The organism is Pseudomonas sp. SB113, from assembly GCF_040754745.1.
Taxonomy (GTDB): domain Bacteria; phylum Pseudomonadota; class Gammaproteobacteria; order Pseudomonadales; family Pseudomonadaceae; genus Aquipseudomonas; species Aquipseudomonas grimontii.
Map to the genome: position 1 here is coordinate 73,256 of NZ_JBFMHW010000020.1, position 15,067 is coordinate 88,322.

At 64.5% G+C, this 15,067-nt stretch carries 1 protein-coding gene; it reads left to right on the top strand.

The window, feature by feature from the left end:
* A complete protein-coding gene (locus tag AB1462_RS23360; RefSeq protein WP_367248017.1) occupies positions 1-14,961 on the top strand; it encodes a non-ribosomal peptide synthase/polyketide synthase in 14,961 nt (4,986 codons plus the stop codon).
* The last annotated feature ends 106 nt before the right edge of the window (positions 14,962-15,067 follow it).

The window sequence follows — 15,067 nt, forward strand, 5'->3', positions numbered from 1 at the left end:
GTGCAAGCATTAATCGAGTCGGTAGGGTCACTTTCAGCGCAACAAAAGAAAGCGTTGGCGGTAATGCTCAAGCAGCAAGGCATCAACCTGTTTGAGATTGCCCCGGTTTTCAAGCGCCAGGAAGGTGAGCCCCTTCGACTCTCTTATGCCCAGGAACGGCAGTGGTTCCTGTGGCAGTTGGAGCCGCAGAGCACTGCTTATCACGTGCCAAGGGCCCTGCGCCTGAGCGGCCACCTGGACGTGGCCGCGTTGCAGCGCAGCTTTGACACCCTGGTGATGCGCCATGAAAGCCTGCGCACGCATTTGCAGGAGGACGGCGACAGCGCCCTGCAGGTGATTGCCGATCAGGTACGGGTGGAGATCGCCCTGCTCGAGGCCGAGGAATCCGAACTCAAGGCGCTGGTGGAAGCCGAGATCGCCCAGCCGTTCGATTTGCAGCAAGGCCCGCTGTTGCGGGTCAAGCTGCTGCGCCTGGCGCCTCAGGAGCATGTGCTGGTGCTGGTGCAGCATCACATCGTCTCCGATGGCTGGTCGATGCAGGTGATGGTCGACGAGCTGGTGCAACTGTACGCCGCCTATGTGCAGGGCCAGGACCTGCAACTGCCGGCCTTGCCGATCCAGTACGCCGACTACGCGCTGTGGCAGCGCAGCTGGATGGAGGCGGGCGAGCGTGAGCGCCAGTTGGGTTATTGGAAAGGCATGCTCGGTGGCGAGCAGCCGGTACTCGAAATGCCCATGGACCGCCCACGGCCAGCAGTACAGAGCTACCGTGGGGCAAGGCTGGACCTGACCCTGGACGCCTCGCTGGTGGCGGGCCTCAAGACCTTGGCGCAGCGTGAAGGTGTGACCGTCTTCATGCTGTTGCTGGCGTCGTTCCAGGCCTTGTTGCATCGCTACAGCGGCCAGGCTGACATCCGCATCGGCGTGCCGGTGGCCAACCGTAATCGAGTGGAGACCGAGCGCCTGATCGGCTTTTTCGTCAACACGCAAATCCTTAAGGCCGATATCGACGGTCAGATGACCTTCCGTGAATTGCTGCAGCAAACCCGCCAACGCGCGGTCGAGGCCCAGGCCCATCAGGACTTGCCGTTCGAGCAGCTGGTGGAAGCGCTGCAGCCCGAGCGCAGCCTGAGCTACAACCCGTTGTTCCAGGTAATGTTCAACCACCAGACCGACACCCAGCGCGGCGGCGGCAGCGTGACGGGCCTGCAAGTACAAGGGCTGGAGTGGGAAAGCAAGACGTCGCAGTTTGACCTCAACCTCGATACCCAGGAATCGGCTGACGGTATCCAGGCGTCCCTGACTTATGCCACCGACCTGTTTGACGCGCCGGGCCTGGAGCGTTTCCTCGGCCACTGGCACCGTCTGCTGCACCTGGTGGTCCAGGATTGCAACGGCCGGGTCGGCGAGTTGCCGTTGCTGGACGATACGCAGTGGCAGCAACTGGTGCATACCTGGAATGACACGCACCAGGCGTTCCCGCGGGATGTGGGTGTACACCATTTGCTGGAAGCCCAGGCCCGGGCCCGCCCGGACGCGACCGCGCTGGTCTGCAATGGCCAGGCGCTGAGCTACGCAGAACTGAACCACCGTGCCAATCGCCTGGCCCACCGCCTGCGTGCCGCCGGTGTTGGCCCGGACGTGCTGGTGTCCATTGCCCTGGACCGTTCGGTGGACATGGTGCTGGCCTTGCTGGCAACCCTGAAGGCCGGTGGCGCCTATGTGCCGCTCGATCCGCAGTTCCCGGCGGATCGTCTGGCGTTCATGCTCGAAGACAGCCGCGCACGCGTATTACTGACTGCCGGCGACCTGCACGAACGCCTGCCACTGGCGGCTGATCAGCAATTGCTGCTCATGGATGCACAGGAAGATGCGCGCTACAGCCGCGCCAACCCCGACATCGAACTGACGGGCGAACACCTCGCCTATGTGATCTACACCTCCGGTTCCACCGGCAAGCCCAAGGGCGTGATGGTGCGTCATGGCGCACTGAGCAGCTTTACCCATGGCATGGCCAGCACCCTGGCCATTGGCGCTGACGCGCGGCTGTTGTCGTTGACCACGTTCTCGTTCGATATCTTTGCCCTGGAACTCTACGTGCCGCTGGCGACAGGTGCGACGGTGGTACTGGCCGACAAGGACGTGTCCCTGGACCCCGAGGCGATTCTGGATCTGGTACAGCGCGAAGCGATCAGTGTGGTGCAAGCCACGCCCTCGAGCTGGCGCATGCTTCTGGACAGCGAACGCCGCGCCTTGCTGCGCGGGGTCAAGTGCCTGTGCGGCGGCGAGGCGCTGCCGGCCGACCTGGCCCAGCGCATGCTGGCCCAAGAGGGCGCGGTGTGGAACCTGTATGGTCCGACCGAAACCACCATCTGGTCGGCAGCCCATGAGTTGGTCGAGCCGGTGCCCTTTGTCGGGCGGCCGATCGCCAACACCTCATTGTTCATTCTTAATGCCGACCTCGTGCCGTGCCCGGTAGGCGCTGCCGGCGAGCTGCTGATCGGCGGCGTCGGCCTGGCCCGGGGTTATCACGGCCGGGCCGCGATGACCGCCGAACGCTTCGTGCCCAATCCCTTTGCGCACAACGGCGAGCGGCTGTATCGCACAGGCGACCTGGCGCGCTATCGCGCAGATGGCGTGGTCGAGTACATCGGCCGCGTCGACCACCAGGTCAAGGTGCGCGGGTTCCGTATAGAACTGGGAGAGATCGAGGCGTGCCTGCGTGAGCAGCATGCGATCCGCGAAGCCGTGGTGGTGGCCGAGCATGACCAGTTGCTGGCCTATCTGGTGACCGACACCTCGACACCGGAAGCCGATCAGGGCGCCTTGCGCGAAGCGTTCAAGGCCGCGCTGCGCGAGGTGCTGCCGGACTATATGGTGCCGACGCACATGCTGTTCCTGGCACGCCTGCCGCTGACACCGAACGGTAAGCTGGATCGCAAGGCGCTGCCCAAGCCAAACGCCAGCCTGCTGCAAAAACGCTATGTGGCGCCGGTCGGTGAGAAAGCCCGGCAGGTGGCCGCGATCTGGGCCGAGGTACTGGGTGTGCCGCAGGTGGGCCTTGAAGACCATTTCTTCGAGCTGGGTGGTCATTCGCTGCTGGCGACCCGGATGGTGTCACGTGTGCGCCAGGCACTGGGTATCGAGGTGGCGCTCAAAAGCCTGTTTGAACAACCGGTGCTGGGCGCCTTCGTGGCGGCACTGGGGGATGCACGCGCCGAGGTCGCGCAGATCACCCGCGCGGATCGCGAACAGCCGTTGGCCCTGTCGTATGCCCAGGAGCGCCAGTGGTTCCTCTGGCAGTTGGAACCCGACAGCGCGGCCTATCACATTCCTGCCGCGCTACGCCTGTTGGGTGCGCTTGACCGTGTGGCCCTGCAACGTGCGTTCGACACTCTGGTGCAGCGTCATGAAACCTTGCGCACGGTGTTTTTTTCCGACGTAAGCCAGACCGTTCAGCGCGTGCTCGAACAGGCTGCGCCGGTGATTGAACACCAGGTCGTGGGCGCAGCCACCTCCGGCGAATTGCAGGGGTGGGTGGAGCGCGAAATCGCCCGACCATTCGACCTGCAGGCCGGCCCGTTACTGCGCATCAAGCTGCTGCAACTGAGCGAGCACGAACATGTGCTGATACTGGTCCAGCACCACATCGTGTCGGATGCCTGGTCGATGCAGGTCATGGTCGATGAGCTGGTGAGTTTGTATGCCGGTTACAGCCAGGGGCGCGAGCCAGTGCTGCCGCTGCTGTCGATTCAATACGCGGACTACGCCCAGTGGCAGCGTGGCTGGATGGAAGCGGGCGAAAAAGCCCGGCAATTGGCCTACTGGCGGGCCCGCCTGGGTGATGTGCAGCCGGTACTGGAGCTGCCGCTGGACCGCCCGCGCCCGGCGATGCAACGTTACGAAGGCGCGCGCCTGGATGTGCGGGTCGAGCCCGCCGTGGTCGAGGGCTTGCGCGCCCTGGCGCAGCGCGAAGGCGTGACCATGTTCATGCTGCTGCTCGCGACCTTCCAGTCGATGTTGTACCGCTACACCGGCCAGTCGGACATCCGTGTCGGCGTGCCTATCGCCAACCGTAACCGCCTGGAAACCGAGCAACTGATCGGCTTCTTCGTCAATACCCAGGTGCTCAAGGCCGAGATCGACGGGCACATGACCTTTGCCCAGCTGTTGCAGCAGGTCAAGGAGCACGCGTTGGGTGCGCAGGCCCATCAGGACCTGCCTTTCGAACAGTTGGTCGAGGACCTGCAACCCGAGCGCAGCCTGAGCCACAACCCTCTGTTCCAAGTGATGTTCAATCACCAGTCCGACGCCCATGCCAACCGTGGCAGCCAGCAGTTGCCGGGGCTGCAGGTGCAGGGGCTGGAGTGGGACAGCCATACGGCGCATTTCGACCTGAGCCTGGACACCCAGGAGTCTGCCGAGGGCCTGTACGCTTCGTTGACCTACGCGACCGCATTGTTCGACACCAGTACCCTGCAGCGCTTCGCCGCGCATTGGCAAAACCTGCTGAAGAGCGTGGTGGGCTCGGCCCGGCAGTGTGTCGCCGACTTGCCGATGTTGGGCCGCGATGAGCAAGCGCAGATGCTCTATGAGTGGAACCCGCCGCAGCCGGCGCGTGCCGCCCACGGCAGTGTGCTGGTTAAATTCGAGCAGCAGGTGACGAGCCGGCCCGACGCCGTCGCCCTGATCATGGATCAGCGGCGCATGAGCTACGCCGACCTCAACCAGCGCGCCAACCGCCTGGCCCACGCACTGATCGAGCAGGGCGTGGGCGCCGACAGCCTGGTCGGCGTGGCCGTGGACCGTTCGCTGGAAATGATCGTGGCCCTGCTGGCCGTGCTCAAGGCCGGCGGTGCCTATGTGCCGCTGGACCCGCAATACCCCCGCGACCGCCTGCAATGCATGATCGAAGACAGCGGCTTGCAGCTGTTGCTGACCCAGCAGCCCTTGCTGGAGCGCCTGCCGATCAGTGCCGACCTGGCGTTGATCTGCCTGGAGTCCGATCCACAGTGGTTGGCCGAGTACCCGTCGAGCAACCCCGAGGTGCGCGCGTTCCCGGCCAACCTGGCCTACCTGATGTTCACCTCGGGTTCGACCGGGCGGCCCAAGGGCGTGGGCATCGACCAGGCCTCGTTGGCACGCCACGTCGAGGTGTTTATCGAGGTGTTTGCGCTGACCGCCGCCGACTGCGTGCTGCAGTTCGGTACGTTCAACTTCGACGGTTTCGTCGAGCAGCTCTACCCGGCACTCTGCTGCGGGGCGGCGGTGGTGGTGCGTGGCGGCGAGCTGTGGGACAGCGACACCTTCTACACCCAACTGATCGAACATGAGATTTCGGTGGTCGACCTCACCACCGCCTACTGGCACCTGATTGCCCGGGACTTTGCCGAGCGCGGTGTGCGCGACTATGGGCGATTGCGCCAGGTGCATGCGGGCGGCGAAGCCATGCCGCCGGAAGGTTTGGCTTCCTGGCGCGAGGCCGGGCTGGGCCATGTGCGCCTGCTCAACACCTACGGCCCCACCGAGGCGACCGTCACGGTCACGGCCCTCGACTGTGCGGGTTATGTCGATGGCAGCGAAGCCGTCACGCAAATGATGCCGATTGGTCGCGTATTGGACGGCCGCGCCATCTACCTGCTGGATGCCAGCCTCAACCCGGTGCCTGTGGGCGTGGCCGGCGAACTGGTGATCGGCGGGCCATTGCTGGCGCGGGGGTACTTCAACCGCGCGGCGTTGACCGCCGAACGCTTTATTCCCGACCCTTTCGACCCCGCTGGCGGCGGTCGCCTGTACCGCACCGGCGACCTGGCGCGCTACCGCGCCGATGGCGTGATCGAGTACATCGGGCGTATCGACCATCAGGTCAAGGTGCGTGGCTTCCGTATCGAGCTGGGTGAAATCGAATCGCGCCTGCTGGCCCAGGATGCGGTCCGCGAAGCGCTGGTGATTGCTGCCGACCAGCAACTGATCGCCTACCTGGTCACCTCCACGGCCGAGTCCGAGCAGGACGCACTGCGTGAGCAGCTTCGCACGGCCTTGCGCGATGAGCTGCCGGACTACATGGTGCCGGCGCACTTCATGTTCCTGAAGGCACTGCCGTTGAGCCCCAATGGCAAGCTGGATCGCCATGCCTTGCCACGCCCGGATGCGAGCCAGGCGCTGCACAGTTGGGTGGCGCCGGTCAGTGTGCTGGAGCAGCAGGTTGCCGCGATCTGGGCGGATATCCTCGGTGCCGAACGTATTGGCCTGACCGATCATTTCTTTGAGCTGGGCGGCCATTCCTTGCTGGCCATGCAAGTGGCGTCGCGCCTGCGGCATAACCTGGGGATCGAGTTGCCGCTGCGCGTGCTGTTCGAACAACCGCGCCTCGACAGCTTTGTCGCGGCCGTGCATACCGAGGGCAAGCGGGGCGGTTCGACGGCGCCGGCGTTGGCGCCGTCTTCCCGTGATGTGCCCTTGGTGTTGTCGTACGCCCAGGAGCGTCAGTGGTTCCTTTGGCTGCTGGAGCCCGACAGCGCCGCCTACCATGTGCCCAGCGCGTTGCGCCTCAAGGGCCAGCTGGACCTGGACGCGCTGCAACGCAGTTTCGACACGCTGGTGGCGCGCCACGAAAGCCTGCGCACCCATTTGCATCAGGGCGATGAGCAGACCGTGCAGGTGATTGCGCCGCAGGCCACGGTCGACATCGTTTTGGTCGAGAGCGACCCGACCCGGCTCAAGGCCCAGGTGCAAGCCGAGATCGCCCGCCCGTTCGACCTGCAGGCCGGGCCATTGCTCAGGGCCACGTTGCTGCGCCAGGGCGAGGACGAGCATGTACTGGTGCTGGTCCTGCACCATATCGTCTCCGACGGCTGGTCGATGCAAATCATGGTCGATGAGCTGGTGCAGTTGTACAGCGCCTACAGCCAGGGCCAGAACCTGCAACTGCCGGCCTTGCCGATCCAGTACGCCGACTATGCCCGCTGGCAGCGCGAGTGGATGGACGCGGGCGAAAAAGCCCGGCAGCTGGCGTACTGGCAAGGTTTGCTGGGCGGCGAGCAACCGGTGCTGGAGTTGCCTTTCGACCACCAGCGTCCGGCCGAGCAAAGCCATCGTGGTGCGCGCCTGTTTGTCGAGCTGCCGCCCGCGCTGGTTGCCGACCTCAAGGGCCTGGCGCAACGCGAAGGCGTGACCCTGTTCATGCTGTTGCTGGCCTCGTTCCAGGCGCTGATGCACCGTTACAGCGGCCAGGAAGATGTGCGCGTCGGTGTGCCGATTGCCAACCGTAACCGGGTCGAGACCGAGCGGCTGATCGGCTTCTTCGTCAACACCCAGGTGCTCAAGGCCGATATCGATGAGCAGACGTCGGTCACGCAACTGTTGCAGCAGGTCCGCCAGCGTGCGCTGGAGGCCCAGGACCATCAGGACCTGCCGTTCGAGCAACTGGTGGAGGCGCTGCAACCCGAGCGCAGCTTGAGCCTCAACCCGTTGTTCCAAGTGATGTTCAACCACCAGACCGAAGCGCGCCTGGGCGCCGCCGAACACGCGCTGTCGACACTGCGCGTCGAAGGCCTGGAATGGGAGAGCCAGACCGCCCATTTCGACCTGGACCTGGATGTGCATGAAGGCACCGACAGCATCTGGGCCACCTTGGGTTACGCCACCGACCTGTTCAACGCCTCGACTATCGAGCGCATGGCGCGCCACTGGCAGAACCTGTTGCAGGGCATGGTTGCGCACCCACAGCACAGCATCGGCGAGTTGAACCTGCTGGACCCGGCCGAACGCCAGCAGATCCTGCAATTGTGGGATCAAACCGACGCCGGCTTCAGCGCCGAGCGGCTGGTGCATGAGCGGGTCGCCGACCGTGCCCGGGAAAACCCGCACGCGGTGGCGGTGAAGTTCGACGCGCAAACCCTCAGCTATGGCGAGCTGGATCGCCAGGCCAACCGCCTGGCCCATGCCCTGATCGCCCGTGGCGTCGGCCCGGAAGTGCGTGTGGCGATCGCCATGCCGCGCAGCGCCGAGAGCATGGTGGCGTTCCTGGCGGTGATGAAGGCCGGCGGCGTATATGTGCCGCTGGATATCGAGTACCCGCGTGATCGCCTGCTGTACATGATGCAGGACAGCCGCGCGCAGTTGCTGCTGACCCACACCAGTGCCTTGCAGCAACTGCCGATCCCCGAAGGCCTGGACAGCCTGGCGATTGATCGCACCGAGCAATGGGCCGATTACGGCGACACTGCGCCGGATGTAAAACTGGACGGCGACAACCTCGCCTACGTGATCTACACCTCGGGATCCACCGGCCTGCCCAAGGGCGTGGCCGTCTCTCACGGCCCGTTGGTGGCGCACATCATCGCCACCGGCGAGCGCTATGAAACATCGCCGGCCGATTGCGAACTGCACTTCATGTCCTTCGCCTTCGACGGTTCCCACGAAGGCTGGATGCACCCGCTGATCAATGGCGCCAGCGTGTTGATCCGAGACGACAGCCTGTGGCTGCCCGAGTACACCTACGAGCAGATGCACCGTCACAACGTGACCATGGCGGTGTTCCCTCCGGTGTACCTGCAACAGCTGGCCGAGCATGCCGAGCGTGACGGCAACCCGCCGAAGGTTCGGGTCTACTGCTTCGGTGGTGATGCTGTCGCCCAGGCCAGCTACGACCTGGCATGGCGCGCGCTCAAGCCGACCTACCTGTTCAACGGCTACGGCCCGACCGAAACCGTGGTCACGCCGCTGCTGTGGAAAGCCCGTCGAGGCGATCCCTGCGGTGCCGTCTACGCGCCAATCGGCACGTTGCTGGGCAACCGCAGCGGCTACGTGCTGGACGCGCAACTCAACCTGCAACCCATCGGCGTCGCCGGCGAGTTGTACTTGGGCGGCGAGGGCGTGGCCCGCGGTTACCTGGAGCGCCCGGCACTGACCGCCGAACGCTTCGTGCCGGACCCGTTCGGTAAACCGGGCAGCCGCGTGTATCGCAGCGGCGACCTGACCCGTGGCCGTCCGGATGGCGTGGTGGATTACCTCGGTCGCGTCGACCATCAGGTGAAAATCCGTGGCTTCCGTATCGAACTGGGTGAGATCGAAGCGCGCTTGCGTGAGCAGGACAACGTCGGTGAAACCGTGGTGGTGGCCCAGGAAGGCCCGACCGGCAAGCAACTGGTGGCCTACGTGGTGCCGGCGGATGCGAGCCAGGTCAACGAAGCCGAGTTGCGCGACCACCTGCGCCGTGCCCTGAAAACCCGCCTGCCGGATTACATGGTGCCGACGTACTTCATGTTCCTCGCGCAAATGCCGCTGACCCCCAACGGCAAGCTCGACCGCAAGGGCTTGCCGCAGCCGGACGCGAGTCTGTTGCAACAAGCCTATGTCGCCCCGCAGAGCGAGTTGGAGCAGCAGATTGCTACGATCTGGGCCGAGGTGCTGCGCCTGCCGCAAGTAGGCCTGAACGACAACTTCTTTGAGCTGGGTGGTGATTCGATCATCTCGATCCAGGTGGTCAGCCGTGCTCGCCAGGCGGGTATTCGGTTCACGCCCAAGGACCTGTTCCAGCACCAGACTGTACAAAGCCTGGCCGGTGTCGCGCGCCAAGGCGTCGAAGGCGTGACGATCAGCCAGGCCGCGCTCAGTGGCGAAACCTTGCTGCTGCCTATCCAGCAAGCGTTCTTCGCCGATGAAATCGCCGAGCGTCATCACTGGAACCAATCGGTGGTATTGCAACCCCATGAACACCTCGACGCCACGACACTGACCCAGGCCTTGCAGGCGTTGATCGTGCATCACGATGCGTTGCGTTCGCAGTTCGTTAACGGTGCGGGTGGCTGGCAGGGCGTCTATCGCGGTGCCGAACAGCACCAGGCCGATGCCGTGCTGTGGCACCGCACGCTGCAGGACATCGACGAACTCGCGGCCTTGGGTGAAGAGGCACAACGCAGCCTGGACTTGGGCCATGGCCCGCTGATACGGGCGGTGCTGGTCGAGTTGGAGGGTGGCGCACAGCGCTTGCTGTTGGTGATCCACCACCTAGTGGTGGATGGTGTGTCGTGGCGGATCCTGCTGGAGGACCTGCAAACGGCCTGCCGTCAGCTCGCCCGTGGCGTTGCCGTGGCATTGCCGGCCAAGACCAGCTCCACCCGCGACTGGGCACGCCGCCTGCAGCAGTACGCCCAGGGCGATGCGCTGACCGGCGAACTGGCATGGTGGCAAGCGCAGTTGCATGGCGCCGAGGTCGACCTGCCAGCTGCCAGGCCGGGCGCCAGCTTGAGCAACCGGCATGCCGGCAGTGCGACCACGCATCTGGATACCACCCACACCCGGCGCCTGTTGCAGGACGCACCGGCGGCCTATCGCACCCAGATCAACGATGTGTTGTTGACCGCCCTGGCCCGAGTGATCGGGCGCTGGACCGGGCACGCGTCGACCCTGATCCGTCTGGAGGGACATGGCCGCGAAGATCTGTTCGACGATATCGACCTGACGCGCACCGTGGGCTGGTTCACCAGTCTTTACCCGGTCAAGCTGACGCCGGCCCTGACTCTGACGGACTCGTTGAAGGCGATCAAGGAGCAACTGCGCGCCATTCCCGACAAAGGCATCGGCTTTGGTGCCTTGCGTTACCTGGGGCAACCGCAGGTTCGTGAAGCCCTGGCGCGCGTGCCGCAGCCTCGCATTACTTTCAACTACCTGGGCCAGTTCGATGCCAGTTTTGATGACAGCGAGGAGCCGGGCCTGTTTGCGCCTTCCGGTGACGCTGCCGGGGCCGATCAAAGCCCTGAGGCGTCCTTGGGTAACTGGCTGGAAATCAACGGCCAGGTGTATGGCGGCGAATTGAACCTGACCTGGAGCTTCAGCCAGCAGATGTTCGACCCGGCCAGCATCCAGCAATTGGCCGATGACTATGCCGAGGAACTCAAGGCACTCATCGCGCATTGCTGCCAGCCAGAAAACATCGGTGCCACGCCGTCGGACTTCCCATTGGTGCGCTTGAGCCAGGCGCAATTGGATGGGCTGTCGTTGCCGTTGAACCGGGTCGAGTACATCTACCCGTTGTCACCGATGCAACAGGGCATGCTGTTCCAATCCTTGTATGGCCAGGGTTCCGGCGACTACATCAACCAGATGCGCGTCGATGTGCAAGGGCTGGATGTAAGCAGATTCCAGGCGGCCTGGCAGGTTGCCGTGGAACACCACGATATCCTGCGCACGGCGTTCCTCTGGCAGACCGAGCTGGAGCAGCCGTTGCAAGTGGTCTACAAGACGGTGCGGGTACCGTTGCTCGAACACGACTGGCAGCACCGTGCGGACCGCGCCGAAGCACTCGACGCACTGGCCGAGGCCGCCCGGGCCGAAGGCTTTGTGCTTGAGCAGGCCCCATTGTTGAGCCTGGTGGTGGTGCGTACCGGTGCCGACAGCCATCATCTGATTTACACCAACCACCACATCCTGATGGATGGCTGGAGTTCATCGCAGTTGTTCGGCGAGGTGCTGCAGCAGTACGCCGGCGAGGCCTTGCGCGCGCCGAACGGGCGTTACCGTGACTACATCGCCTGGCTGCAGGCACAGGACCCGGTCACCAGCGAAACCTTCTGGAAGGCGCAGCTGGCGGGGCTGCAGGAACCGACCCGGCTGTCGCGCGGTGCCAGGCGCGAGCAGAGTGTGTCCCAGGTCAACGGCATTCACCGGCTGGTGCTGGAGCAGTCGGCTACCGAGCAGCTCAAGGCCTTTGCCCAGCGGCACAAGGTCACCCTCAATACCCTGGTGCAAAGTGCCTGGCTCCTGCTGTTGCAACGGCATACCGGCCTGGACACCGTAGCGTTCGGTGCGACGGTGGCGGGACGTCCGGCCGAGCTGCCGGGCATCGAGCAGCAGGTCGGTTTGTTTATCAACACCTTGCCAGTGGTGGCGACGCCGAGCCCGCAGTTGAGCGTGGACGCCTGGCTGCAACAGGTGCAGGGGCAAAACCTGCGTCTGCGCGAGCAAGAACACACGCCGTTGTTCGACATCCAGCGATGGGCCGGGCTCGGTGGCGAAGCGCTGTTCGACAGCATCCTGGTGTTCGAGAACTACCCGGTGTCGGCGGCGCTGGAGCAGGGCGCCCCGGCGGGCCTGCGTTTCGGCGCGATGGACAGCCTGGAACAGACGCACTATCCCTTGACCGTATTACTGGCCATGGGCGAACGCCTGGCCGTGGAGTTCAACTACGACCCGGCTGCGTTCGGCGAGCAGGACATCGTCCATCTGGCCGAGCACTTCGAGCAGGTATTGCAGGCACTCACTCTGCCGCAGGTGGAGCGCCTGGCGGACCTGCCATCCCTGCCGCAGGCACAGCGCAAGCTGATCGTCGAGGACTGGAATGCAACGGCGCGCGAGTACCCGCTGTCACGCGGTGTGCACCAATTGATCGAAGATCAGGTCGCCCTGACGCCGCAGGCTCCCGCCCTGGTATTTGGCGCGCAGCGCCTGAGCTACGCCGAGTTGAACCGCCGCGCCAACCGCCTGGCCCATCGTTTGATCGAAGCCGGCGTGGGGCCGGACGTGCTGGTCGGCCTGGCGGTGGAGCGTTCCATCGAAATGGTCGTCGGCCTGCTCGCGGTGCTCAAGGCCGGTGGCGCCTATGTGCCGCTGGACCCGGAATACCCGCGTGAGCGCCTGGCCTACATGCTGGACGACAGCGGCGTGAAACTGCTGCTGACCCAAGCCCATTTGCTTGAGCAATTACCTATTACCCAAGGCCTGGAAACCCTGGTGCTGGGCGACGCCGGGTGCGAAGGCTACAGCGACGCGAACCCGGGCATTGCCCTGGACGGCGAAAACCTCGCCTACGTGATCTATACCTCGGGTTCCACCGGGCAACCCAAAGGCGCGGGCAACCGCCATTGCGCACTGACCAACCGCCTGTGCTGGATGCAGGAGGCCTACGCGCTGGATGCCCGCGACACCGTGTTGCAGAAAACCCCGTTCAGTTTCGACGTCTCGGTGTGGGAGTTCTTCTGGCCGCTGATGACGGGCGCACGCCTGGTGGTCGCCGCACCGGGGGACCATCGCGACCCGGACAAATTGGTCGGCCTGATCACGCGTGAACAGGTCACCACGCTGCATTTTGTGCCGTCGATGCTGCAAGCGTTCCTGCAGGATTCGAACGTGTCTTCCTGCGCCAGCCTGCAGCGCCTTGTGTGCAGTGGCGAGGCGTTGCCGGTGGATGCGCAACAGCAAGTGTTCGCCAAACTGCCGCACGCCGCGCTTTACAACCTGTATGGCCCGACCGAAGCGGCCATCGACGTGACCCACTGGACGTGCGTGGATGAAGGCCGGGACGCGGTGCCGATCGGCAAGCCGATTGCCAACCTGGGCTGCTATGTCCTGGACAGCCATTTCGAGCCGGTACCGGCCGGCGTGCTGGGTGAGCTGTTCCTGGGCGGCGTGGGTCTGGCGCGCGGTTATCACCGGCGTCCGGGCTTGACCGCCGAGCGCTTTATCGCGCATCCGTTCATCAAGGGCGAGCGCCTCTACCGTACCGGTGACCTGGCGCGCTACCGCCCTGACGGTGTGATCGAATACGCCGGGCGTATCGACCATCAGGTCAAGCTGCGCGGCCTGCGTATCGAGTTGGGTGAAATCGAAGCACGCTTGCTGGAGCACGAGTCGGTGCGCGAGGCGGCGGTGCTGGCGGTGGACGGCAAGCACCTGGTGGGTTACCTGGTCTTGCAGGCGCAGGGCGAGGGCTGGCGTGAAACCCTCAGTGCACACTTGGCTGTGCAGTTGCCGGATTACATGGTACCGACGCAATGGTTGCTGCTGGAACAGATGCCCCTGAGCCCCAACGGCAAGCTGGACCGCAAGGCATTGCCGAAGCCGGACACGCAGTCGACCCAGCGGTTTGAAGCGCCACGCACCGAGCTTGAACAGAACGTCGCCGCGATCTGGGCGGATGTGCTCGGTGTGGAACATGTCGGGATGAATGACAACTTCTTTGAATTGGGCGGTCATTCGCTGTTGGTGCTGATGCTCAAGGAGCGGATTCGCAAGGCCAGCGGCATCGGCCTTTCGGTCAGCCAGTTGATGCTCAACCCAACCGTGCGTGCGCAGGTCGGCTGCCTCGAAGGCACCACTCGCCGCTCGTTGCTGGTGCCGCTCAACAGCCGCACCGAAGGCACGCCGCTCTACCTGTTCCACCCCAGCTACGGTTCGGTGCATTGCTACAAGGCCATCGCCCTGGCGTTGCGTGAGCAGCGGCCGGTGGTCGGGGTGATCTGCCGTGCGTTGGCCGAGGAGGGCGCCGAAGTACCGGCCTGGTCCAGCATGGTCGAGGACTACACCGCGCAATTGCTGGAGTCCCAGCCCGAAGGGGCCTTCCGCCTGGCGGGCTGGTCGTTGGGCGGCAACCTGGCGGTAGAGGTTGCTTATCACCTGGAACAGGCAGGCCGGCAGGTGGAGTTTGTCGGCTGGATCGATTCGTCTCCGCCGCGCTGGCTCACGCCGTACTGGGAAGCGGAAATCGTGACCGACGACAGCGAGATATCCGACAACGAACGGCGCGTGGACTTGCTCGGGGTGATGTTCCCGGCGTTTGCAGAGGCTGTCCATTCCAGCTGGCAGGACATGCAGGCCACCCACGCCGATGAAGACACGCAATGGGCACGCTTTGTCGAATGGGCCGAGGCCACCCTGGGTGGCGCCTTCCGCGACATCAGGCAAGCGCTGTTGGAGGGCAACGAAGCGCAGGTGTCCTGGGACGTCGACCGTACGTTGGTCAAGCGCATGGAGCAGGCTGACTTCAAGCCACTCAAGGCGCCTGTCAGTTGCTGGTGGGCCGCCATGAGCCGGGCCGGTCAGCACCGGGCGTTGATCGAAGCCAGCATGCAGCGGGTGATCGGCGAGGGCTGTGTGGTGCGATCGGTGGTGATTGAGGTGGACCATGAGCGCATCATCGACAACGCCGAATTTGTACGCAGCCTGGTGACGGCCATGGCGTAACCGTCGCTTGGACAGAAAGCCCCGGCTCACGTGGTGTGAGCCGGGGCTTTTTTGTGGGTGAGCTATGGCGGGAGGGGCGGCGAAGCATCGCCCATAAAAAACACCC